This is a genomic window from Pseudovibrio sp. Alg231-02, from assembly GCF_900143565.1.
Classification (GTDB): Bacteria; Pseudomonadota; Alphaproteobacteria; order Rhizobiales; family Stappiaceae; genus Pseudovibrio.
In genome coordinates this window covers 879,061-903,506 of the sequence record NZ_FREX01000001.1, presented here as the reverse complement: position 1 = coordinate 903,506, position 24,446 = coordinate 879,061, and the positions used below count along the sequence as shown (strand labels likewise).

Annotated in this window: 21 protein-coding genes; 11 read left to right on the top strand and 10 right to left on the bottom strand. The window is 52.7% G+C overall.

From position 1 onward, the window contains the following. Window positions 1–2 precede the first annotated feature (2 nt). Together DHN43_RS03935 and DHN43_RS03930 are read right to left on the bottom strand one after the other, a co-directional pair. Window positions 3–899 carry a thermonuclease family protein gene (locus tag DHN43_RS03935; protein ID WP_108817778.1) on the bottom strand — a complete coding sequence of 299 codons (897 nt, stop codon included), beginning with the start codon at window positions 897–899 and terminating at the stop codon, window positions 3–5. Between the two features lie 15 nt (window positions 900–914). Further along, window positions 915–1,367, bottom strand: a complete 453-nt coding sequence (locus DHN43_RS03930) for a S24 family peptidase (RefSeq protein WP_208994811.1) — start codon at window positions 1,365–1,367, stop codon at window positions 915–917. A gap of 404 nt (window positions 1,368–1,771) precedes the next feature. On the opposite strand from DHN43_RS03930, the gene DHN43_RS03925 reads away from it, so the two are divergent. The 4 genes from DHN43_RS03925 (at window position 1,772) to DHN43_RS03910 (ending at window position 5,200) form a co-directional block, all read left to right on the top strand. Further along, window positions 1,772–2,113, top strand: a complete 342-nt coding sequence (locus tag DHN43_RS03925) for a DUF952 domain-containing protein (protein WP_108817776.1) — start codon at window positions 1,772–1,774, stop codon at window positions 2,111–2,113. Then, on the top strand, window positions 2,114–3,220 hold the full coding sequence (locus DHN43_RS03920; protein ID WP_108817775.1) for a quinone-dependent dihydroorotate dehydrogenase: 1,107 nt from the start codon (window positions 2,114–2,116) through the stop codon (window positions 3,218–3,220). A gap of 214 nt (window positions 3,221–3,434) precedes the next feature. After that, window positions 3,435–4,034 (top strand): NAD(P)H:quinone oxidoreductase, encoded by a 600-nt coding sequence (gene wrbA / locus DHN43_RS03915; protein WP_108817774.1) that lies wholly within the window; start codon window positions 3,435–3,437, stop codon window positions 4,032–4,034. Window positions 4,035–4,162: 128 nt separating this feature from the next. Continuing rightward, on the top strand, window positions 4,163–5,200 hold the full coding sequence (locus DHN43_RS03910) for a zinc-dependent alcohol dehydrogenase family protein (RefSeq protein WP_108817773.1): 1,038 nt from the start codon (window positions 4,163–4,165) through the stop codon (window positions 5,198–5,200). Between the two features lie 73 nt (window positions 5,201–5,273). Here DHN43_RS03910 and DHN43_RS03905 read toward each other — a convergent pair whose 3' ends face one another. After that, complete coding sequence (locus tag DHN43_RS03905) at window positions 5,274–6,605, bottom strand: MATE family efflux transporter (RefSeq protein WP_108817772.1); 1,332 nt, start codon at window positions 6,603–6,605, stop codon at window positions 5,274–5,276. A 282-nt stretch (window positions 6,606–6,887) separates the two neighbouring features. Here DHN43_RS03905 and DHN43_RS03900 point away from each other — a divergent pair, with 282 nt between their 5' ends. After that, the gene (locus tag DHN43_RS03900) at window positions 6,888–7,727 is read left to right on the top strand and encodes a histone deacetylase family protein (RefSeq protein WP_108818001.1); all 840 of its coding nucleotides are present in this window, start codon (window positions 6,888–6,890) and stop codon (window positions 7,725–7,727) included. A 157-nt stretch (window positions 7,728–7,884) separates the two neighbouring features. Next, a complete protein-coding gene (locus DHN43_RS03895; RefSeq protein ID WP_108817771.1) occupies window positions 7,885–8,448 on the top strand; it encodes a TetR/AcrR family transcriptional regulator in 564 nt (187 codons plus the stop codon). Window positions 8,449–8,474: 26 nt separating this feature from the next. Here DHN43_RS03895 and DHN43_RS03890 read toward each other — a convergent pair whose 3' ends face one another. Then, window positions 8,475–8,747, bottom strand: coding sequence for a DUF6460 domain-containing protein (locus tag DHN43_RS03890; RefSeq protein WP_057464942.1), 273 nt, complete (start codon window positions 8,745–8,747; stop codon window positions 8,475–8,477). 192 nt (window positions 8,748–8,939) lie between these two features. Between DHN43_RS03890 and DHN43_RS03885 the strand changes: the two genes are divergently transcribed. Beyond that, complete coding sequence (locus DHN43_RS03885) at window positions 8,940–10,382, top strand: GNAT family N-acetyltransferase (protein WP_208994809.1); 1,443 nt, start codon at window positions 8,940–8,942, stop codon at window positions 10,380–10,382. Window positions 10,383–10,438: 56 nt separating this feature from the next. Then, on the top strand, window positions 10,439–10,900 hold the full coding sequence (locus DHN43_RS03880; RefSeq protein WP_108817770.1) for a GNAT family N-acetyltransferase: 462 nt from the start codon (window positions 10,439–10,441) through the stop codon (window positions 10,898–10,900). Window positions 10,901–10,980: 80 nt separating this feature from the next. Here the strand turns inward: DHN43_RS03880 and DHN43_RS03875 are convergent, their stop codons facing one another. The 5 genes from DHN43_RS03875 to DHN43_RS03855 form a co-directional block, all read right to left on the bottom strand. Next, window positions 10,981–13,194: a 3-hydroxyacyl-CoA dehydrogenase NAD-binding domain-containing protein gene (locus DHN43_RS03875; RefSeq protein WP_108817769.1), complete on the bottom strand. Its 2,214-nt coding sequence runs from the start codon at window positions 13,192–13,194 to the stop codon at window positions 10,981–10,983. 14 nt (window positions 13,195–13,208) lie between these two features. Continuing rightward, window positions 13,209–14,417 (bottom strand): acetyl-CoA C-acetyltransferase, encoded by a 1,209-nt coding sequence (locus DHN43_RS03870; RefSeq protein WP_063292170.1) that lies wholly within the window; start codon window positions 14,415–14,417, stop codon window positions 13,209–13,211. Between the two features lie 21 nt (window positions 14,418–14,438). After that, on the bottom strand, window positions 14,439–15,077 hold the full coding sequence (locus DHN43_RS03865; protein WP_057464945.1) for a glutathione S-transferase family protein: 639 nt from the start codon (window positions 15,075–15,077) through the stop codon (window positions 14,439–14,441). Between the two features lie 100 nt (window positions 15,078–15,177). Continuing rightward, on the bottom strand, window positions 15,178–16,974 hold the full coding sequence (locus DHN43_RS03860; protein WP_108817768.1) for an acyl-CoA dehydrogenase C-terminal domain-containing protein: 1,797 nt from the start codon (window positions 16,972–16,974) through the stop codon (window positions 15,178–15,180). 245 nt (window positions 16,975–17,219) lie between these two features. After that, window positions 17,220–17,900, bottom strand: a complete 681-nt coding sequence (locus tag DHN43_RS03855) for an ArsR/SmtB family transcription factor (protein WP_199914767.1) — start codon at window positions 17,898–17,900, stop codon at window positions 17,220–17,222. A gap of 135 nt (window positions 17,901–18,035) precedes the next feature. Between DHN43_RS03855 and DHN43_RS03850 the strand changes: the two genes are divergently transcribed. Continuing rightward, window positions 18,036–18,356: an NIPSNAP family protein gene (locus DHN43_RS03850; RefSeq protein ID WP_108817766.1), complete on the top strand. Its 321-nt coding sequence runs from the start codon at window positions 18,036–18,038 to the stop codon at window positions 18,354–18,356. A 29-nt stretch (window positions 18,357–18,385) separates the two neighbouring features. Beyond that, window positions 18,386–18,694 (top strand): antibiotic biosynthesis monooxygenase family protein, encoded by a 309-nt coding sequence (locus DHN43_RS03845; RefSeq protein ID WP_108817765.1) that lies wholly within the window; start codon window positions 18,386–18,388, stop codon window positions 18,692–18,694. A 139-nt stretch (window positions 18,695–18,833) separates the two neighbouring features. On the opposite strand, the gene DHN43_RS03840 is transcribed toward DHN43_RS03845, so the two are convergent. After that, window positions 18,834–19,280 carry a MerR family transcriptional regulator gene (locus DHN43_RS03840; RefSeq protein ID WP_057464950.1) on the bottom strand — a complete coding sequence of 149 codons (447 nt, stop codon included), beginning with the start codon at window positions 19,278–19,280 and terminating at the stop codon, window positions 18,834–18,836. 477 nt (window positions 19,281–19,757) lie between these two features. Between DHN43_RS03840 and DHN43_RS03835 the strand changes: the two genes are divergently transcribed. Next, the gene (locus DHN43_RS03835) at window positions 19,758–24,353 is read left to right on the top strand and encodes a peptidoglycan-binding protein (RefSeq protein ID WP_108817764.1); all 4,596 of its coding nucleotides are present in this window, start codon (window positions 19,758–19,760) and stop codon (window positions 24,351–24,353) included. Window positions 24,354–24,446 lie beyond the last annotated feature (93 nt).

Below are 24,446 nucleotides of genomic sequence, written 5' to 3'. Positions count from 1 at the left end.
AATTATTCGGTGGCAGACGTCTCCGCAGTCGCGCTGTTGCGTGGACGCCAGATTATTGCTGGCTCTCCTTCCATCACCAGCGGTGTGGTTGAGGTGCTGTCATCATCCAGCTCCTCCCAGGAGTTTACCAGTGTTGCGGTTTCATCCTCGCTCAGCTGAACCAGCTTGGAACGCCAGATGCCTTGCTCAGACCGCCGAGCCCGTGCCGCGATCTCTTTCAGTGAATCTGGCGCATCCCGTTCAGCCTTGGCCCAGCCATTTTCAATCAGCCAAGTGGCAAGATCATGTTTGCCCACACTGCAGGAAGCAGCATATTCATCTGTTTGCACTGATTTCATATCTGAGCAGGTGACACGCTTCTGGCGGATAAAAGCACGCAAAGCCGTCCGTGCTCTGATACCGCACGGCCATCTTTCACCATCTTCACTGGGGCATGTTGTGCTGAGCGGTACAGGCTGAATGTGATGAAGGGATATTCTCTTCTTTTTATCACTTAGAGTTGCACCGTCAACGGCAACAGGGCGATACAGCACGAGTTCCTTCGGAGGAGGCTGCTTGGATTTGCGAGGTACTTTAACATGTGCAACGCGTTGGAGCTGCGTCGTTACAGGAGGAGGGGGCGTGCGACTGCCGCCAACATTACGAAGTGTTTGAGGATGCTTGGGCGGCGTCTTGGGAATTTTTGCCTCAGCTGCAACACGGGCAGCTTCAAGCGCTGCCAGTTCCCGCTGCTTCTCTTCTGCTGTCGGCTTATGCTCAACAGGAAACGAGGAAGGGCGGTACAATGTGCGCGCATTCCCACGTAGGGCTGTCGCTGCATTGTATTCTGTCAGCGTATAAAACCCGGCGCCAAGAAGCAAAGCTCCAAAAAGAATACTTGTGGTCTTGGTAATCCGCATAAGCGCCCTGTTTGCTTATTGGCTCACCCATGAAACTCTTGCTGTCCAAACCAGATCTGCAACCTGAACCACCCTTGGTTTATCGTCAGGAGTGTCCCGTCGAAATTCAATGCGCTCGTTTGTTTGCCGTTGCAAAGCACCGCAATGAAGATCTCCGGACGTGGTTGCTATCAAAACATGATCATGCCGCCGCAAAGAAGCCTCGGGAGAGACGATGAGAATTTGTCCTTCCCTGTAGTATGGTTCAAAACTATTACTCGAAACTTCAAGCGCGAAGAATTTCTCACTCTGAGAACTGGGGAAAATGAAGCTATCGCAGAATTTATCCAACTGAAAATCGGAAAGCTGTTGCGGATCAACCTCTCTCAACTCATCGCTCGTGCAAAGAAAAGCTGGAAAAGACCTGAAATGTGTACTTGAGATCTCTGCTTTATCTTGCAGCAAAGCGGCAAAGTCCGAGAAAGACATCTGGGTGACTTCCAGCACCTTGGCAAGCGACTCCGTAGAAGGCCAACGCGGACGACCATCCGCAGCGAACCGCTTGGAAGGATTGAAAGAGGTTGGATCAAGCCCAGCTCTGCGCGCCAATCCTGACGGCGTTAATTGATGCTGCACAGCCAGCTTATCAAGTGCGGCCCAAAGGTGTTCGTGATCCAGCATATATCCTCCTGCGGCAGCACCGGCGTCACCTGAAACGAACGCAGATATGACTTAAAACGCCAACTGCGCCCGCATCTCAAAGAGATCTTATATGTGGTGAATAAAATCCTATTGCAAGCTCTAGACGAAAGAGAGGGGTTGCCAGCCACTAATTTGTGGATGTAAGAGCATGACTTCAGTTGAGTAGACGTCTCTCCTGAAAGGCAAGTCCCATGTCCCTCATATTCAAGATCGCCCCCAAGGCGCTTTGGCAAGAAGCTGAAGCAGCCGGTTTCTTTGCGGGTGCACCGATCGATCTGGCCGATGGTTATATCCACTTTTCCAGCGCCGAGACCGTGAAAGAAACAGCAGCGCTGTACTTTGCGGGACAAACCGACTTGCTGCTGATTGCCGTCGAAAGTGAAGATTTCCCTGAAGACCAGATGAAGTGGGAAGCCTCCCGGGGTGGAACGCTCTTCCCGCATTTCTATGGCAAGTTTCCCGCCTCCAAAGCTATATGGGTCAAACCTTTGCCATTAGATGCAAATGGCAATCACGAGTTTCCGGAGCTGTAAATGTCGATTGAAAACCTCATAAACAAAGTCGGTATCCGGGCACTGCATTGTCTGGACCCGGAGACCTCCCACAACGCAACCATCAAGATGCTGGCCTCAGGTCTGGCGCCGACATTCGGCCAGATCGAGGACAAAGCTCTCGAATACAAGTGGGGTGATCTGACTTTTAAGAACCCGGTGGGCATGGCAGCAGGCTTCGATAAAAATGCCGAAGCCATCGCGCCGCTGATGAAACTTGGCTTTGGTCACGTTGAAGTGGGAACGGTCACCCCTCTGCCGCAGGAAGGTAATCCAAAGCCTAGGAATTTCCGCCTGAGTGCAGATCGCGCCGTTATCAATCGTTATGGCTTCAACAATGACGGCCACGATGTCGTCTACGAGCGCATCCGCAAAGCTGGCCGCACACCGGGAGTGCTTGGCATCAACGTTGGTGCCAACAAGCTCTCAGAGGATCGTGTTGCGGACTATGTTCTGGGTGTAAAGCGCTTTGCAGAACTGGCGGATTACCTGACGGCCAATATTTCCTCTCCCAACACACCCGGCCTGCGGGACTTGCAGGAGAAGGATGCACTGGGGCATCTGCTCACCGCCATTATGGAAGCGCGCAACGAGCAGGAAGACCGCTTAGGCCGTAAGGTGCCTGTCATGCTCAAAATCGCCCCAGACGTGGCAGACGAGGCGCTGAAAGAGATCGCAGAAGTCGTCCTGACCAGCAACGTCGATGGCATGATTGTCTCCAACACCACCATCGCCCGTCCAGCCACGCTGAAGGATCAGCAGCAGGCCAAAGAGGCAGGCGGGCTGTCAGGCGCACCGCTGTTTGAACGAGCCACCATTGCATTGGCGAAAACCCGACGTGCAGTCGGTCCGGATCTGCCGCTCTTTGGCGTTGGTGGTGTAGACACACCAGAAAAAGCCGCAGCGAAGATCTTTGCAGGCGCAAACCAGATACAGCTCTATTCCGGCATGGTTTATGAAGGACAAACGCTGGTGAAGAAGATCAACCACCACCTGTCCCGCCTCGTTGCTGCCCGCAAGGTTGCCAACTTGCAGGAACTTGTCGGCATCGACAATGACATCTGGGCCGATAAATCGCTGGAGAACTGAGGCTCACACCTATCGATAAGTGAGGCCGGGCTTCGCAGGAAGTCTGGCCTTTTTCTTTGTGAGAACACCAGCCAAAGATATCCGCCATCCACTGAGTGGCACGAAAATCTCTACGACTGTCAATATATAATGAACAGATATTCTATTTAATGTGATATTGTTCATTTATGTCGGTGCTTTACCTTCACTGTAAGAGCAACATGAAGGAAGACCCATGACCAAAGTTCTCGTTTTATATTACTCAAGCTACGGCCACATCGAAACCATGGCAGAGGCCATCCGTGAGGGGGCTGAAGATGTCGCTGGAACAACTGTGGTTGTGAAGCGCGTGCCGGAACTTGTGCCGGAAGAAGTTGCTGTAAACGGTCACTTCAAGCTTGATCAACAGGCGCCAATTGCGCAGCCGGGTGAGCTGGCGGATTATGACGCCATCATTTTTGGTACCCCAACGCGCTTTGGCAATATGGCATCGCAGATGCGTAACTTTCTGGATCAAACCGGAGGGTTGTGGGCTGGTGGCAAGCTGATTGGTAAGGTCGGCTCGGTGTTCACATCCACCGGAACAGGCGGTGGTAACGAGACAACCATCACCAGCTTCTGGTCGACACTGGCGCACCACGGCATGATGATTGTTGGCCTGCCGTACTCAAGTCCGGAACTCTTCAATATTACAGAAGTGCGCGGCGGTTCCCCATATGGCGCGAGCACCATTGCTGGCCCGGATGGCTCTCGCCAGCCAAGTGTGGATGAGTTGAAACTGGCCCGCGATCAGGGGCGCCACGTCGCAACAATTGCAAGCAAACTGACCAGCTAAAAGCAGGTGCCACGCCTGATCACATCAAGCAGCACGTTGCCTGCGCCGTGTGATCAGGCGCATCAACTCAACAAAACCTTCAAGGCAGCCAAGGCCTGCCCCATATAATTTCATTAAGAGATCATTCAATGACCGTTCCTAATCACGCGCAAAATCATCATCAGGGCATCGTTTTAAACGGCAATACATTCAGCTCCCATAAGTTCCCTGCAGAACCGCTTGGACCATTCGAAGTGAAGATTGCTCTGCAGTCCGCAAGCCTGAATGCACGAGATCAGATGATCCGAAAAGGCCAGTACGGTGAAATGCCAGCGGATCTTGTGCCTTTGTCCGATGGGGCAGGGGAAGTCATTGCTGTAGGTGAGCAAGTCACAAAATGGTCTGTTGGAGACCGTGTCATGCCAACCTTCTTTCAGGACTGGCTCGAAGGCCCATTCCAGCCAAGCGCATTATCTTCCGCAATCAGCTCAGCTGATCAGCCGGGCGTTTTAAGAGAGCAAGCGAAATTTCATCAGGATACTCTTGTGGGTGTGCCAGATCATATGAGCTTTCAGGAAGCCGCAACACTCCCTTGCGCTGGCGTCACAGCATGGCATGCCCTTTTTGAGCAACACAGGGCTTTGCGATCAGAAGATACCGTTCTGATACAAGGCACGGGTGGTGTTGCCATCTTCGCTCTGCAACTCGCCAAAGCGTTTGGAGCCCGCGTTGTCCTCATCAGCTCTTCAGATGAAAAGCTGGAGAAAGCAAAGGAGATGGGAGCGGACATCACCATCAACTATAAAACAACACCAGATTGGGATGTCGAACTGAGAGAACTGACAGATGGGCATGGCGCTGATGTGGTTCTGGACCTTGGCGGGAAGGAAACACTGGAGCGATCCATACGTGCTGTTGCCGCACATGGCCTGATTACACAAGTGGGTGTTCTGACTGGTTGGGCACACGCCCCCGAGAATATCAGCCAGCTTGTCCTGAATAACTCGTCGCTGTCGGGTGTTCTGGTCGGCTCCCGTGTTTATTTTGAGAACCTGTGTGCGTTTGTTTCCAAGCACCAGATCAAACCGCTCATAGACAAATCTTTCTTCATGTCCCAGATCGACGAGGCCTATGCCTACATGGATCAGGCACAGCACATGGGCAAAGTCACCATCGACATTGCTTAGCATGTGACTTGCGTCTTGCCCGGGTATGCATATCGGGCAAGACAATCTGCTTTCAGCTGAGGAAGTCCTGAAATTATGCCTTTTGGAGTGCTCCAAAATACTGGCGTTCGCGAACCACGCAGAGATAACTAAGGGTCAAACCACGCGCCCCGAAGAACACCAGCAATGAGAACCACAGACCGTGGTTTCCGTAGAGCGGATAAAGCAGGTAATAGCTGGCAAGGAACAGGATGGTGGAGACCACAACAGAGTTTCTCATATCCTGAGACCATGTCGCGCCAATAAATATGCCATCCATCTGGAAGGCCAATGTGCCAATGATCGGCGTCAGTACAGCCCAGATCATATAAGTCCGCGCTGTTTCTCGCACCTCTGTATGCGTTGTCAGCAGGTCAATAACCGGTCCGCCAGCTACCCACAATACAACCGCAGCACCAAAGGAAAGCCCAAAGCCCCAGCCGATGGAGAGCCGCAGGGCTTTGCGGAAGGCAGTCCTCTGTTTAGCCCCGATTGCTTGCCCAATTACCTGTTCTGCAGCTGATGCCGTACCATCCAGAAAGAATGCTGCGATCAGAATGAACTTCTCAAGCACAGCATTGGCGGCAAGCACCACTTCTCCCTGAGCAGCACTGCGAGAGGTAAAGAAGCCGAAGGCAAACAGCATCACCATGGACCGGATCATGATGTCCCGGTTCAGCGCCAGCATCGGCTTCAGTTTCTCCCAAATGATGATCTGAGAAAACGAAGGCAAACGTGCGCCGCGGAGTTCGCGCTTGATCAGAAAAAGACCAAGGCCAAATGTCAGCATTTCGGCAATAAAGGTTGCCACAGCGACACCGGGAATGCCCCAGTCAAACCGGAGCACAAACACAACAGAAAGCACCATATTGATGACATTCAGGAAGGTTTGAATAAGCAGTCCGATACCGGCTTTGCTGAGGCCCAGATACCAGCCAAGAATAGAATAGTTGGCAAGCACAAACGGTGCTGAAAACGCACGGATCGCAAAGTATGTCGCCGCAGCTTCCTGCACCGCATCCGTCCCGCCAATAATGGGCAAGCCAAACGTCAGAAGCGGCCACTGTAAAAAGATGACGACAATGCCACCAATAATACCCAGCAAAAGGGCACGGGCGAGCACTGCACGCAGTTCATTGCCATTGTTGGCACCAAGAGCCTGTGCGGCAAGGCCTGTCGTTCCGGCTCGCAAGAAGTAGAAGAAAGCGCCAATTACATCAAAAAGGATCGTACCAACAGCCAGACCACCCAAAAGGGCAGCATCATGCAACTGTCCAATCACCGCGGTATCAACCAGCCCCAATAAAGGAGTGGAGATATACGCCAGTGTCATAGGAACGGCGAGCGCAAGGAAAGAGCGGTTCGTCACCTTGAAACTTGTAGACACGCGGGAAACCTTCAAACGCACGAGTGCAGCACCAGCAAGCAGCTCAAAATGGATTGGATAATCAAAGTATCATTTGCATATTTGTTTGTTCTGCGTTTGTCCATACCATATCGCGTAGAACTGCTATAGATAAGAATGTATCTCCGAAACGTGGGAACCGGTTTTCGGATAAGGAAACGAGAAAGTAAAAGCGAATTCTAAGAAGGTACTGCCCCTGTGAAGCTCCCAATCGTGCACCATCCTGCTTACACGGCAGACATTCCGGAAAACCACCGGTTTCCAATGCGCAAATATGCGGAAGTAGCTCAGTGGTTGAAGCAAACCGATCCAGATGGTGCACTCTATGATTTCCACGAGCCGGAACCAATCTCCAGACAAGACCTGCTGCGGGTGCACGCAAAAGACTATGTAGATCAGGTCCTCAGCTGTAATGTTCCTCACGCCGTCGCGCGTGAGATCGGCTTTCCCATGACCCAAAGCGTTTCCTTCCGTGCGCAATGCGCAACAGGTGGGTCTCTGCTCACGGCAATGCTAGCGCTGGAGTATGGCGTCGCCTGCAACACCGCCGGTGGGTCGCACCATGCCCGCATTGCACAAGGAGCAGGATTTTGCGTGTTCAATGATGTGGCCGTTGCAGTGAGGGCGGTACAGGCCATGCGCATGGTACGCCGCGTGCTCATTATTGATCTGGATGTCCATCAGGGAGACGGGACTGCCGATATCTTCGCCCATGACACCAGCGTCTTCACCCTCTCCCTCCATTCAGAAAAGAACTACCCCGTCCGCAAGAAGGCCTCCACACTGGATGTACCCCTGACCGATGGCATGGAGGATGATGAATATCTTGAGATCCTGGAGGACACGCTCAAACAGGTTCTCACCAGTTTCAAAGCCGATCTGGTGTTCTTCAATGCAGGCGTTGACCCTCATCATGATGACCGTTTAGGGCGCCTTGCACTCTCTGATGAGGGACTGCGAAAACGAGAGGAACTGGTCTTTAAACTGGTAAGGAATGAGGGGCTTCCACTTGCAGGTGTGCTGGGAGGTGGTTATTCGTATAATCTTCGACTATTGGTTAACCGGCATTCAAATCTGTACCGAGTGGCAGCGAAGTACTTATGATTCAAAAACAAGTCCTATTTATATAAAATTTTAGTTAAATGTAATATTCCACCATTAAGAACTGAATAGGTAAATGTGTCTTGCCATTTTATGAAAAATGCGCAGTATCCCCTCCGTAAAGTGCAAATAAAATGCCTCGGAAGGCTAGGAGACACATATGGGTGTTGTAGTCACCAATAGAAGCGTTGTACTGGATACTGCGGATTACATGATCCGGGAAAGCGGGCTGTTGGGCTTGGATGTCGACCAGCTTGCCAGCAGTACTGGAACAAGCGAGCAGGATATCTCGAAAATGTTCTCTTCCAATAAGGGGGTAGAGCATGCCGTGCTGCAAAGGTATATCGACCGCTTCCTGCAGATCCTGGGTGACCCTGCCACGCAAACTCCTCACTTTCGCAGAGCGCTGGATACCTACATTGCCGCCTTTCAGGCAGGCATGGCAGACGGTGGTGAGCTGTTCCTCTCAGCAGTGCTGGGCGACAAGGATGAAGAGCTGCCAGATGAGCTTCAGGAACTTGCTGCGACTTTCGCGCGCCGCAACCGTGTCTGGTTGGCGGACCTGTTGGAATACAGTGGCAGCTGGTCCTCTGAAGAAGCGCTGGTGAAATCCGATTTCGTGCTTGCAGCACTGGAAGTTGCCGTTTTGATTGGCAACACGAGCGAAGATCCGGAGATCTTCGACAACCTGTCAACCAACATACACAACATCTGTATGCAGTAGTGGTTTCTCTGCCGGAGCAGGCGCGGTTAACGCCCGCGCCAGTTCATAAGGCGAGTAATGAACCACAGTGGCACCACGACGATGGCTCCAAGGAAGAAGTAGGAGCCAAAGCGTTCAATCGCTGAGAAGCCCATATTCCAGATCCTGACAAAGAAATCCTGCACAGAATAGATCAGGCTCAGCGGTGAAAAGTCCAGCGCGGACAAAACAATCCCGACAATCAAAGATAGAAAAATCAGCCGAATGAGAACGCGCCCCGGCGAGTCTCCAAGAAAACGGTTGAACTTATCGTTTGACATCAAAATCTCCGCTACACCAAAGCGTATCCCCGAATGCTGAAAACCGCTTTTCGGATAAGGAAACGCACTGCAATAAAAGGTCAAAGCAGTTTGACTGTCCTAAGTTTAGTGCATACTGCTTAACATTGATTTCTATATAGGAAGCCTGAGGGATATTGCATAGATGCAAATCCAAATTGTACGCTCAGGTTATTGCTGAAAGTTATTGGTGTGCCGTTTATTGTCTACGCTGCGGAATCGGAAGACGCAGACCTCCTCGCAAACATCCGCGTCCAGTCCATGCGCGAAAGCCTTGAAGCGCTGGGCCGTTTCGACCCTGACCGAGCGCGCAAACGTTTCCTGAACAGCTTTGTCTGTGAAGACACCTTCAAACTCGTCTCAGGACAACAGATTTTGGGGTTCTATGTACTGCGGGACCGCCAGGATTACATCTGGCTCGACCACCTCTACATCCACCCAAGCGCTCAGGGAGGTGGCATAGGAGCCGCCGTGATCTCCCGGATCAAAGCGCATGCGTTCTCAAAAGGAAAGCCAATCCGCCTCGGTGCGTTGAAACAAAGCAAAGCCAACGCCTTCTACCAGCGCCACGGTTTCCAGCACACCCACAGTGCAGAGTTCGACAACTACTACGAACTCCCGCTGGAAAGCATGCCGCAGAGTGCACCAACTTTCATTCTGAAACGCGCTGAACCGGAAGACATCAAACAGCTCGCAGACCTGCGCCATGAAGCGATGAAAGACGAATGGGCAGCTAATAATCTCACAGACTATGCCCTTGCCCGCAGACATTTCTTTGAAGACTACAAACCGGAAGCCACACTAAAGATTGTGCTAGACGAAAAGTTGCTCGGCTTCACAGCAGTGCATGAGTACGAAGATCATATCCATTTAGACATGATCTACCTGCACCCAACAACCCAAGGGCAGGGTATCGGTGGGCAGATTGTTACAAACATCAAAGAACAAGCTACGCAGCTGAACAAGTCAATCCGGCTTGGAGCGCTGCGTATCAGCAACTCCAACAAGTTCTATCTGGCGCAAGGCTTCAACTTCACGCACAACGTGGACTTCAACAACTACTACGAGTTCACACCCAACGATATTGAGCAAACGAAGCCTTCTTTCAGTTTGAAACCAGCTGAACAGGCCGATGCTGAGCAACTAACAGACCTGCGACATGAGGCTATGAAGGAGGAATGGGCTGCCAATGGTCTGACGGACTATCCACTTGCACGCAGTCATTTCTTTGAAGATTTCAGACCGCAGGTAACGACAAAGATTTTTCAGAATGAAAAACTCTGCGGATTTTATGCATTCCATTCCCATCCGGACCATTTCTATCTGGACATGCTGTTCCTGCATCCCTCTGCGCAGGGGAAGGGGATTGGCTCAAAAGTACTTCGTCAACTGAAAGAGATTGCCGTGGGAGCCGGTAAGCCAATACGCCTTGACGCTCTCAGGATCAGTCGCTCCAACGAATTCTATCAGACCCATGGTTTCTCAGTGATCCATTCGGAAGGCTACGAGAACATTTACGAGTTCACCCCTGAACCAGCCTTCCAACTCCAAACCGCCTCGAAGTCCTCCCCCAAAGCCGTGCCAACGCATTCTACCTCCGCCATGGGTTTGAGCTGATTGAGGAGAGGGAAGAGGAGAAGCTGTATGAATGGGTGCCTTTGCAGTGCTCATGTGTGGTTAAGAGTTTTACTCTGGAAGCTGCGGCCAAGTCCGATTTCGGTCTACTTGCGGACATTCGGCAGGAGGCCATGAAAGATGAATGGGCTGCGAATGGAATGTTTGACCATGCGCTTTATCGGGAGAAGTTTCAGAGCACGTTTGATCCAACATCCACACGAAAGATCATCATGGAAGGTGAGACCCTAGGCTTCTACGTTTTGTGGGATCGTGAAGACCACTTGTATCTGGAGCGCCTTTATCTTCGGCCAGAAGCTCAAGGTCGTGGAGTTGGAAGTGAGGTTCTGTCGCAAATGAAACGCCTTGCAAGAGAGCAGGGCAAGCCGATCATCCTCGAAACTTTTCCAGAAAGTCGAGTAAACGCTTTCTATACTCGAAATGGGTTCCAGTTGATCGAGGCTAATAGCCGTGAAAAGAAATACGAGTTCAAGCCTGTTAGTCTAGATGTTTCTGCATAGAAAACGCCGATGAGATTTCTCCCACCGGCGGTTCAATCTCAAACCAGAGGGCTGAGCAATAAAGCCCAGCCAAATCTGTCTTACTCAGCAGCTTCTGCGACAGCCTCGGCAGGGGAGAACTTACCGTAGTAGGTCTCGCCAGCGTCGGCCATTGCGCGCAGCTGTTTGTTTGGTGCGAAGCGGTCGCCCCATTTTGCAGCCAGCCTGTCACAGCGCTCTACAAACTCTTTGGTGCCGATGCCGTCGATGTAGGACAGCGTGCCACCGGAGAATGGTGCAAAGCCGAAGCCGAGGATAGAGCCAACGTCTGCTTCACGAACGTCCGTCAGGCAGTTCTCTTCAAACACGCGCGCGGTTTCAAGAGCCTGAATGCCCAAAAGACGGTCCTTCAGTTCTTCAATGTCAAACTCATCGGCAGACTTGGAAGGGCCTGTGATGTCAGTAATGCCAGGCCACAGAGCCTTGTCCTTGCCTTTGTAGTCGTAAAAGCCCTTGGTGTTCTTACGGCCAAAACGCTCGTTCTTAACAACCATTGCATCCAAAATGGTGTCAAAACCGCTGGTAGGATAAGCATCGCCAAGGTCTTTCTTGGTCGCTTCCTTAATCTTCCAGGCAAGGTCCAGAGCAACTTCATCACCCAGAGACAGCGGACCAACAGGCATGCCTGCCATCTTGCCAGCATTCTCGATCATCGCTGCCGGAACGCCATCGGAAAGCATCATGATGCCTTCACGAACGTAAGTGCCGACCACGCGGGAGGTGTAGAAACCACGGCTGTCATTCACAACAATCGGGGTCTTCTTGATGGCCTTCACGTAGTCCAGTGCAACAGCTGTTGCCTTGTCCTCAGTCTTCTCACCCAAAATGATCTCAACAAGCATCATCTTGTCCACTGGGGAGAAGAAGTGAATGCCGATGAAGTCAGCTGGACGCGATGACGCTTCTGCCAGAGAGGTGATCGGAAGCGTAGACGTGTTGGATGCGTAAACTGCGGAAGCTGGCATTGCTGCTTCTGCTTTCTCGGTCACAACGCGTTTCACTTCACGGTCTTCGAACACAGCTTCGATTACCAGATCTACATCGCTCAGGGCGTTGTAGTCAGTCGTCGCAGTGATCAGGCTCAGCAGTTTCTCTTTTTTCTCAGGAGTAGACTTGCTGCGCTTGATAGCTTTGTCCAAAAGGCCTTCAGAGTAAGCTTTGCCTTTGTCAGCAGCTTCCTGAGACTGGTCGATCAGAACAACCTCAAGGCCAGCTTTTGCTGTCACGTAAGCAATGCCTGCACCCATCATGCCAGCGCCAAGCACACCAACCTTCTTCAGTTGTGTCTCAGGCACACCAGCTGGACGGCGAGCCCCTTTGTTCAGCTCCTGCATGGAACCAAACAGGGAGCGAACCATGGCGGCAGCTTCCTTGCTCTGCAGAACATGGGCAAAGTAACGGCTCTCAATGGTCAGGCCAGTGTCCATTGGTACCATCAGGCCTTCAACAACAGAGTGCAGCATGTAGCGTGCGCCCGGGTAGTTGTCGTAGGTGTTCTGACGGTAAATCGCGTTTGCAGCAGGCCAGAACTGCATACCGGATGGGGAGTAAACCTTACCGGTTGGGATTTTGAAGCCCTTCTTGTCCCAAGGCGCAACTGGGTCAACACCTTCGCTCAGCATCTTCTTGGCAGCAGAAACCAGCTCAGCTTCAGGCGCAACAGCGTCAATCAGCTTCAGGCGCATGGCCTTCTTCGCATCAAGGTTCTGACCCATCAGCAGGAACTGCAGACCGCCCTGAAGGTCACCAACCAAACGCATAACACGCTGTGTGCCACCAGCACCTGGGAACAGGCCAACCTTCACTTCAGGAAGAGCCATCTTCAGGCTTTCCTCAGCGCCGATACGCTTGTGACAGGCCAACGCCAGCTCGGTGCCACCGCCCATGGAAACGCCGTTGATCGCAGCCACATATGGCTTGCCGGAGGTTTCCATTTTACGGAACACGAGAGAAAGCTTGCGAGTGCCTTCAAACAGTTCTTTCGCAGCGCCTTCCGGATCAACGCTCTGACGCTTTTTAAAGCCGGCAAGAGCTTTGCCAATCATGGAAAGGTCAGCACCAGCGGAAAACGCTTTCTTGCCAGACGCAACCACAACACCTTTGATGGCGTCATCAGCGGTGATGTCGTCGATGATTTTGTCCAGCTCGTTAATGACGGACTCGTCAAACACGTTCATCGGCTTTTCAGACGAGTCCCATTTCAGAACTGCAAAGCCGTCCGCATCGGTTTCAAGGGTAAAGTGTGTGTAAGTCATGTTCGTCTCTCCCCTTAAACGCGCTCAATGATGGTTGCTGTGCCCATGCCAGCACCAATACACAGCGTAACAAGAGCAGTGTTTTTGTCCTGGCGCTCCAGCTCATCAAGAACTGTACCAAGGATCATTGCGCCGGTTGCACCAAGTGGGTGACCCATTGCAATTGCACCACCGTTTACGTTCATGTTGGCGTGGTCAATCTCAAACGCCTGCATGTAGCGCAGAACAACAGCAGCAAAGGCTTCGTTCAGTTCAAACAGGTCGATATCGCCAATTTCCATGCCAGCGTTTTTCAAAAGCTTCTCGGTCACGTCAACCGGGCCTGTCAGCATCAAAGCCGGATCAGAACCGATGTTTGCAAACGCTTTGATGCGTGCGCGTGCTTTCAGGCCATAAGCCTCACCAGCCTCTTTCGTACCCATCAACACAGCCGCAGCACCATCCACGATACCGGAGGAGTTACCAGCATGGTGCATGTGGTTGATCTTTTCGATCTCAGGATGTGCCTGAATACCTACAGCGTTAAAGCCACCCATACTGCCCATCATTTCAAAGGATGGGTTCAAACCTGCAAGGGACTGCATGTTTGTTTCAGGGCGCATGTGCTCATCACGGTCCAAAATGGTCAGGCCATTGATGTCGCGCACAGGAACAACTGAGTTCTTGAAGCGGCCTTCATCCCATGCCTGTTTCGCACGGCGCTGGCTTTCTACAGAATATGCATCCACGTCATCACGGGAGAACCCGTATTTGGTGGAGATCAGGTCAGCAGAAACACCCTGAGGCATGAAGTAAGCAGGAATAGCCACCTGCGGGTCAGCAGGCCAAGGGCCACCAGAAGCACCAAGACCAACACGGCTCATCGCTTCAACACCACCGGAAATAACCAGTTGGTTTTGACCGGCCATGATCTGCGAGGCACCCATATTCACCGCATCCAGACCAGACGCACAAAAGCGGTTGATCTGCATACCAGGGACTGAGCGGTCATAATCTGCTGCGAAGACAGCAGCGCGTGCAATGTCAGAGCCTGCGTCACCCACTGGGTCAACACAGCCAAGCACAACATCGTCTACAAGCTTGGTATCAAGCTCATTACGGTCTCTGATGGCTTCAAGAGCGTTCGCTGCAAGGCGCGCTGTCGAAACTTCATGCAAGGAGCCGTCTTTCTTGCCGCGCCCGCGTGGGGTGCGCACATGATCGAATATAAGGGCGTCTGCCATATTGTCCTCCGCAAAAATTGGTCAGGCTGGTGTAGGCAAGGGGTGGCCGGGCATCAGGTCATAAGGGGCTACCCAATGGGGCAGGGCCTTAATCCGCTCAAGCCATGCATTCACATTTGAATAAGGGCCGAAGTCCACACCAATCTCTTCTGGCCAAAACAAGTATCCGCACACCGAAAGGTCTGCGATTGTCGGGCGATTTCCAACAAGGAAGTCACTGTTCGCAAGGCGCTGGTCCAGCACCTTCAACGTGGCGATGGTCCGGCCTTCAAAAAAGCGGGTCACATCGGTTTCACCGGTCTTCACCATGGCTCGCATATAGCGCAGGGTTGCCACATAGCTGGTCAGCTTGTGGTTATCCCAGAAAAGCCAGCGCAAAATTTCCCGGCGTTCTTCCTCGCTCTCCCAGCCAAATGTGCCAAGCTGCTGGGAAAGGTATTCCAGTATCACGGCAGACTGGGTCAGCCGTGTTTCCCCGTGGATCAGCACGGGAATCTCCCCCATCTCGTTCTGCTCGCTGCGGAACTCAGGATCGCGGGTTGCACCATTGAAAAAATCAACCCACGTCGGGGTCCATGATGCCTGGGAAAGCTCCAGCATCAGCGCAACCTTGTAGGCATTGCCGCTTTGCGCAAAACACTGAAGTTCATATTCCGCCATATCGCACTCCTAAAATCTGTCAGCTTAATATATCAGATTGAGAATAGGGCAGGACAAGAGCCCGGGATAGGTCCTGGGCCCTTGAGTTGCGATAAAGTGATTAGAACGCTTCTGCGTCCAGGCTCATCATTGTGTCCGCACCGGTGGAGATGCGGGCCAGATGAGCAGAAGATTCCGGCATGATACGCTCCATGAAGAAGGTACCAAGGGTCAGTTTGGTGTTCAGCCAGTCTTCCTTGCCGTTTGCGCCTTCAGCAATTTTTCCTTTTGCTGCAATCGCAATCTTGGTCCACATGTAACCAAGGGCAACAAGGCCAAACAGGTGCATGTAGTCGTTGGATCCGGCACCCGCATTGTCTGGGTTCTTCATCGCGTTCTGCATAAACCACATGGTCGCGGCCTGAAGGTCCTTCAAAGACTGCTTCAGCGCTGTGGTGTAAACGGTCAGCTCTTCGTCGCCTTCATGCTCTTTGATGAACGCGCCAACTTCTTTGAACCATGCCTGAATAGCGCGGCCACCGTTTGCTGGCAGCTTACGGCCAACAAGGTCAAGCGCTTGAATGCCGTTGGCACCTTCATAGATCATGGCGATACGAGCGTCGCGAACGAACTGCTCCATACCCCATTCCTGAATGTAACCATGACCACCGTAAAGCTGCTGAGCCATCACAGCGTTGTCAAAGCCTTTATCGGTGATAACGCCTTTGATCACTGGGGTCAGGAGACCCATGATGTCGTCAGAAGACTGTCTTTCAGCTTCATCCTCGGAAAGATGAGAGACATCGCCATGCAGGCCAGTCCACATGTAAAGAGCACGCGCTGCCTCATTAAAGGAGCGGATGGTCATCAACACGCGGCGCACATCCGGGTGTACGATGATCGGGTCAGCTGGCTTATCTGGTGCCTTAGGTCCGGTCAGGGAACGACCCTGCAAGCGATCCTTCGCGTAGATAACTGCGTTCTGGTAAGCCACTTCTGACTGGGACAGACCCTGAATACCAACGCCAAGACGCGCTTCGTTCATCATCACGAACATGGCGCGCAGGCCTTTGTTTTCCTCACCAACGAGGAAACCAGTCGCATCGTCATAGTTCATGACACAGGTTGCATTGCCGTGGATGCCCATCTTTTCTTCAATGGAACCACAGGAAACGCCGTTCATTTCACCCGGATTGCCGTCTGCATCGAGCTTCTTCTTCGGCACAACAAACAGGGAAATACCCTTGGTGCCGGCAGGAGCGCCTTCGATACGAGCCAGAACGAGGTGAATGATGTTCTCGGAAAGATCGTTATCACCTGCAGAGATGAAGATCTTTGTGCCGGAAATCTTGTAGGAGCCATCCGCCTGCGGTACAGCCTTGGTGCGCAGCATGCCCAGATCCGTACCACAATGCGGCTCGGTCAGGTTCATGGTGCCAGTCCACTCACCCGTTGCCATCTTAGGCAGGTAAGTGTCCTTGATCTCGTCACTTGCATGCGTATGCAGAGCAGCCATCGCGCCAGCTGTCAGGCCCGGATACATGGCAAACGCCATATTCGCCGAACAGATGTACTCATTCACAATGCCGGAGAAGATGGACGGAAGGCCCTGACCACCATACTGCTCAGGAACGGACAGACCACCCCAACCAGCTTCAACATAGGCGTTGTAGGCCTCTTTAAAGCCTGGAGGCGTTGTCACAGAGCCATCATCATGGCGGATACAACCAGCTTTATCGCCAGAATGGTTCAGCGGCTGCACGATCTCCTCAGAGAACTTTGCGCCTTCTTTCAAGATGGCTTCAACCAGATCCGGCGTCGCCTCGGAGAACCCAGGCAAGTTGGAATGTTTTTCGTAACCCAAAACATCTTTGAGCAAAAAGAGAGTGTCTTCGACGGGAGCACTATAACTCGGCATAGCAATTTTTCCTTCCGACCAACCCTAGAGGTATGGCTTTAACGTTTGCGTAAACGTCAACTTGTGACGGAATATAGAGCGCCCTCGCGCCTGCGGCAAGTTATACCCAAGTGTAATTTCTTAGGGGTAGGTACGTATCCGCGGAATCCTGCGGGTTTGCACCTGATAACTTCCCTGTGAAATCTTAGTGGACCCTGCCTCTAGCACTATGAAAGTGACGGGTAAGCTTTGTCTGCCCCTCAATTTTAAAGGGAAAATATGGCGTGAAAGCGAGAATCGCCGTTTTTGGAAAACTCGATTATCCGGCTCCCGTCCACACGCTTGGCCCAGCCTTGCTCCAGAAAGAAGGAGAGCAGGGAGGTGCCCGCAATTCCTGCCAGATGAGACCGCCGTGCACTCCAGTCCAGACAGGATTTGCACAAGGGCCGCCGCTTGGTCTCCTTGTCCGGTAGCGCCACGCCCAGCTCACTCAGGAAGGATCGGCCATCTCCGGTCAGATGAAGCTGCTCGCCATCTTCCACCAAAAACTCTCGCGCCAGCAGACTGTCATAGGCCTGCACCCCATACTCTCCGGCCAGATGGTTGTAGCAGATACGGGCTTTGCGCAGGGCGGGCTCCTTTGGCCCGGTCCGCACACGCGTCATGCCAGAGCGCATGGCAATCCCGCTCATGGCCTCCAGCAAAGCCGCAACATCAGCATCCGCCAGGTTGTAATACTTGTGCCGTCCTTGTTTGCGCAGGGTAACCAATCCGGCCTCCGCCAGCCGTCCCAGATGAAAACTGGAGGTCTGAGGCGTGACACCAGCCTCCTGAGCCAGCTCACTGGCCGTCAACGCCACGCCGGTCATAAGAGCCTGCAACATGTTTGCCCGTGCCGGATCTCCAATGAGCGCGGCAATCCCGGCAATATTTGGACCTTCTTTCATGTGGGGCTCCATTCTTGAATTCTGCCCGATGACTATAGCACACACGCAAAATTGATAGTTCGATCACGATCGAAACAACAGCGCAGGCCAGCTTGTTACACCGGGGGCATTGATGAACTGAACCGGAGATTTGTGATGCTCACCTGTGTCATCCGCTACCAGATAGACCCGACGAAAAAGGCAGAATTCCAACAATATGCGCGCGATTGGGGGCAGGCGATCCCGCGCTGTGGAGCGGACTTGATTGGCTACTATGCCCCTCATGAAGGTTCCACCACATTGGCCTATGGCATCTACAATGTGCAAAGCTTGGCTCACTATGAAGAATACAGAGCCACTCTTGCAAATGACCCGCTCGGGCGCGAAAACTATGAGTTCGCTATGAGAGAAAAGTTCATCCTGAAAGAAGACCGAACGTTTCTCACTCTTGCATCCACGCCGCATGCAAAGCCGTAATCGCCAAATAAGCCGTGAAAGTTCCCAGCATGATTGCCGTTATTTTTGAAGTTGAACCCTTCGCAGACCACAAAGCCAGTTATCTGGATGTGGCCGCCTCAATTAAGCCTGAACTGGAGAAAATTCCGGGGTTTATCTCTGTTGAGCGATTTCAGAGTCTCACCAATCCTGAGAAAATTTTGTCACTGTCATTTTTTGAGGACGAAGATGCCGTGAAACGCTGGCGCACTCAGGAAAAGCATCAGGAAGCGCAGCAACTGGGAAAAAATGAATATTTCCAGAAGTATCGCATCCGCGTGGCAAGCGTTTTGCGAGATTATGGCTTGGATAACAATTAAATTAAGAAAGTTCGGGAGATGTGCCGGTATTTTATAGGTGAAAAATATTGAACGTATTCATCATGAATAAATTCAGGTGCCTATAAGTGGCTATAAATCAAAAAGGTGGGGTAAAAGCCCCACCTGACCGGACTGAAAATCAGCCTCTTTTTTCGCGCAGCATACCTTCAACAATCGTGACGGTTCTCTGCAGGTCTTCAATCGCTTCATCAATATTGGCGCGCTGACCTTCAAGCACTTTAATCTGCTCCTGAAAGCGGCTCAGTGCCACCTCAAGCTGGGTGACCTGACCGTCACGCAGATCATAAAGATCCAGCATACTGCGGATTTCAGTGAGAGAAAAACCAACACGTTTTCCCATCAGAACCAGCTTCAAACGCGCACGATCCCGACGGTTATAAATGCGATTAAGCCCGTCACGCTTAGGATTCAGGAGGCCCTTGTCCTCGTAAAATCGAAGAGTGCGGAGGGTAACATCAAATTCTTTTGCCAGGTCGCCAATGGTAAACTGTGTCTTCTTTCCCTTACCCAGCTCATTGGCAACAACATCAACAATCATCTCATTGATATGTAGGGCTTCGCTCATCTGCTTGACCTGTTCTTCTTTTCTCTCACGACACTGCCTCTAATGTACGACATCCGTACTTAAGTACATGCTAAATGATGCACCGCGCAATTTCCATCAAGTTTATACATTGGCAAGAACACGTAGGTCCAGCGTGCGCGGCTTGATAACCCTTAATTCGAGTAAATCGGGACACGAATTATTTTCATGAGTTTGTTCCGTACTCCCTGAAATAGCAGGGTATCTGCATGATAACCGCCGTAATTCACATTCCTTAAGGGCTCTTCACGCAGAATTCGAGCTATTAACCCGCTATTTACCCTAACGAGTAAAAAACTAGTCCTACGAGTTTTAAGACCGGTGCAAAACCGCAAAGTGATTCGTTTCTTGACCCGCTCACAGACCACGTAAAGTGGTTGACGTTTATTTTTATAATGTGATTTGGGCAGGGAAAGACGACATGGCGTGGTCCGGACAGTTTTATGAGGCCCTTCAGGCATGTCTTGGAATAAACCAGAATTTGGAAAATCCGCTTCAGACAAGTCCTTTGGTGAAGGGCTGGATGCAGACCACGTAAAGTGGTTGGAGGAAAGTGGAATGGCGCAACATAATCCTGCAGCAGCAAGGCATGCGGCCCATTCTCCCTATTCTGATGAATTTGGTACAGCGGCGCAGCAACCTTACGGACAACCTCATCCCACGTCTCAGGAAGCGGCGATGAACGAAGTTGCGCAGGCACTAAGCCGCCTGATGCAGTCTGAAGGCCGTACACCCCTCGCTCAGGCAGAACCACAGCCACGTGCACGTGATCAACACATGCATGCGCCGCATGCGCGTGATCCTCATGTTCGCGACCCACATACTCGTGACGCCCAAGTTCGTGATCCCCAAAATCGTGATCCATGGCACCGCTCTGACCTGAGATCCGGTCTCGACCAGTCAACAAGCCCACATGCCTATGAGGATCAGTACGATCCGTCTGCCGACCAGCACCTGTATGCACGCGCTGGTATTTCTCGTGATCCGCTCCTGCATCCGCGCCCACCAGTTATGCGCAGGCAGGAACAGGCTCCTTTACCACAGGCACCTGAAGCCTATGCGCCGCAGCGCCGCGCCCAGCAATATGCTGAGCCTGCACCAATGCAGCCGCGTGCGCACCAGCCATCCGCACATCCTGCTGCCCCTATGCAGCCGGAAAATCAGGAATGGGCCGCACCAGTGGCCAGACAGGACGAAGATCCAAACGCGGAGAATTCCAAGGTAAAGCGCATCAGCTCTGTGCTTGATGCCTTGAACGCCCTGGATGAACGCTTGAACTCCCTTGCTCATAACGAAAATGAAAAAGGGAAGGGTGTTCCGCCAAAAGCTGAAAATGCTGCGCCTATACAAGAGCCAAAACCAGCTCTTATGGAGCAGAACTGGGCACCCGCCGCGCAAGACTATGCTCGTCCGCCGGTCACGCAGATGGAGCCTCGCTTCAACGCAGGTGCAATGCCGCACGGTGTGGAAGCACGGCAGAGCCAGAGACCAGCAGCACCGCAGCCAGCACAAACTGCGGAATATTCTGAACTCAACACAATGATTGACGGCCACTTCAAGCAGCTGGCCAGTCAGCTTGATACGTTGCGCGAGCCGGATGAGGCGCGCTTTGAGCAGTTGCACGATGGCATGCAGACACAGCTCAACAGCCTGCGCGACGAAATGATGGACCGCACCTCCGACAATCGCTCGCAGCTCTCCGAGATTATTGGGCGCCTGCGCGATGAAGAGGGCAACGGCCTGCTGCTCAAAGAACTGCGCCACGAACTGGAGCAGATGAAGTCAGCACTGTCCCGCTCTGACATTGAGGACAGCCTCAATGCTTTGGGCATGGCGCACGCATCCATCCAGTCTCGCTTGCAGGAATTGGCAGAAAAGAATGTCGATCCGGCGATTTACGAGAGCCTGTCTGAGCGGATGGCCGAGGTGGAAAACCAAATCCGCCAGCTGCCTCGTGTTGATCAGCTCAACTCGCTGGAAAACCGTCTGTCCTCCATGGGCGACCGTCTGGAAGATGTTTTGCTGCGCTCCGGCACCGCTGGTCTGGAAGTTGTCCGCGATGAAGTTGCTCAGCTGAGACAAGTTATTGATCGTCTGGATTCAGGCCGCATGATCCATGATGTGGATCAGCGCATCCGGTTCCTGACAGCCCGTATGGATGAGCTGGACCACTTCTCTGCAATTCAGCGTGATATTCAGTCTCGCCTCAGCAGCGTTGAAACGCGCATGCCTGATGGCGAAGTGATTGACCGTCTGCATGGCCGTTTGGACTCCATCTCCAACATTCTGGCTGAAGGCCCGGAAAAAGCAGGCAACAACGATCAACTGAACCGTTTGGAAGATCGCCTTTCTGATATCGGCCAAAAGCTGGATCGCATGGAGAAAAGCCCGGAAGCCACAACAGGCTTCGATCAGGCTTTCTCGTCCATCGAAGGTCGCCTCGACCATCTCTGCAACAAAGTGGATGACATTGAAGTCCGCCTGACGGAAACCTCCTTCGAGGTTGCTTTGAACGAGAACGAAAGTGCGGCCCTTGCCCGTCTTGAACAGCGTGTGATGACGCTGACACAGATGGTTGAAGACAGTGCCCATGCCGGTTCCTCCGACAAAGCAATGTCCATGATCCGCGCTGAGATCGCAGAACTACGCGGTCACATCGGTGCATTGGCAACCTCAGGCGACATTGAATCCCAACTGCAGGAGCTGGCAGCAACCATCTCCAGCCCGTCTGGCCTGTCCTCAGATGTTGAGATTGATCGTCTGGAACAGCAGATTGCAGACCTTTCTCAAAAGCTGGATATGTCTCAGACCCAGTTTGGCGCGATCGGCAATCTGGAAAACAGCTTCGGCACCATCGAGCAAGAGATCAAAGGCCTTCACACCGACATGGTGGATAAGGCGCAGCAGATCGCACAGGATGCGGTAAAGGCTGCAACGGACAATCTGGCTCTGGGCAATGGCGCGGAGCAGGGTGAGGCTGTTGAAGCCGCCATTTCTGCGCTGCGTCTCGACCTGCAGTCCCTGCTGGAAGCATCCGGCCAGAAAGACGATGTAGACCAGCATGCGCTGCAAGATGTGCGCGATGTGCTGGGCACCATTTCCCATCGTCTGGAAAATCTGGAAAGCATCCGTAACGCCATTGGCAACACAGAGATTTCCAACGAACACCAGAAACTGGTTGGCGACACGCAGATCAGCAGCATTCTGGGCGCCTTCAATATGGGGCGCAAAGGAAACTCAGCGGAACAGGCTGCTGCAGCTGAACCCGAAGGCCCGCGTAACCGTAAAGCAGACTTCATAGCAGCGGCCCGCCGTGCTGCAAAAGCGGCTGCCAAAGAAGCGAAGACAGCCAAGCAGGAAGACGAAAAACCTGCATCCGGCACGAGCAAAGCACCAGAACGGGCACGCCGTCTGCGTGATTACATCAGCCCGAACCGGACCAAAAATGTTGAGGTTCCTGAAAACCTGCGCGCCAAAAAGGCAGCTGCAACGGCTGAGGTTCTCAGCAAACTTCAGGTGGCCGAAGAGCCTATTTCTTTAAGCTCAGAAGACATCGTAAGCGAGACAGAGACTGCGGTGAAAGAGCCGATCAATCTGTCTGCTGCACCAGTTGAGCTGGGCAAAGTTGAAACTGAAACAAAATGCAAGAAGAAGGAAAGCAAATCCAACCGCCGCCGCGCAATCATGCTGGCAGCAGCGGCTCTTCTTCTGACCATCGGCGCGTTGCGGGTGTTCGACACAGGTCTGTTCTCCAGTTCAGACGGCGTAGACACAGCAGGATCTGACACAACGCCAAGCATCATGGCGCCAGACGCACCAATGCCAGGCAAAGACAACTCCTCCCTGCTGAGCGGTGGTGTAGACGCAATTGCAGCGCCTGATGTTGTCAGCCGTGTATCCTCCATGCCCTCTGGGGTAGAGTTACCTTCACCCGTCAGTTCCACAAGCATCTGGCAGTCTGGCTCCGCCACCGCACCGTCCGAGCCAACCAAAGAATTGATCTTTGGTCAGGCAACCGACATTGGCGGGGGAAATAGCAAAGCACAGCCAGCTCAAAAAGTTGCTTCCAATGTGGCCGCAGATCCGATCACAACGGCAAGCGTCCCAACCACGCAGGCAACCGCCTCTGGGTTTGGAGAGCAGGTGACACCAATCATTCCGCAGCAGCCAGTTCAGCAGGTTGCTCCAAAACAGTCCGCCTACGATCTGCCATATGCAATCGGCCCGATTGATCTGCGCACAGCCGCCGCCACTGGCGATGCTGCCGCCCAGTTCGAAGTCGCACGTCGCTACACGGAAGGCAATCTGGTTCCCGCCAATCTGGGTGCAGCAGCGGACTGGTACCGCAAAGCAGCAGCGCAAGGTCTGGCGCCAGCGCAATACCGCCTCGGCAGCTTCTATGAAAAAGGCCGCGGTGTTGAAAAAGATCTGGCACAGGCACGGGACTGGTATTCTCTGGCAGCCGCGCAAGGCAACATCAAAGCCATGCACAACCTCGCTGTTCTCTTCGTAGAGGGCATCGATGGCAAACCGGATTACACCTCCGCCGTCAAATGGTTCCGCATCGCTGCTGACCATGGCGTAGCAGACAGCAAGTTCAACCTTGCCATCCTCGCAGCGCGTGGCCTTGGCATGAAGCAGGATCTGGTGGAAAGCTACAAGTGGTTCGCCCTCGCAGCCCTGCAGGGAGACGATGACGCCGCCGGAAAACGCGACGAAGTCGCCGCCAGCCTGACCAAGCGACAGCACGGACAGGCTCTGGAAGCAGTTGCGACCTATCAGATGAAGCCGGTTGATCCTGCTGCCAACAAGGTCATGATCGACACCAAGTGGTCTGGCAAGCCGAAAACCACAGTTTCACAGGCCGGTTCTCCATCTGTGAAAAAAATACAGCAAGCCTTGCTCGATATGGGGTATGATCCAGGCAACCCAGATGGTGTAATGGGACCTAATACACGGCGCGCGATCAAGAGTTTGCAAGCGCGTTTGGGAATGGAAGCAACGGGTGAACCTGACCGGCGTCTGATGACGGCGCTGGCCTCTCAGACCATATAATTTCACGTTACTAGGGGATTTCTGGTTAGATTTGCACTTGCTGCTCCGCGTAGATTGACAGAGCGTCTGGAATGGCGCTTAACACTCTACAAT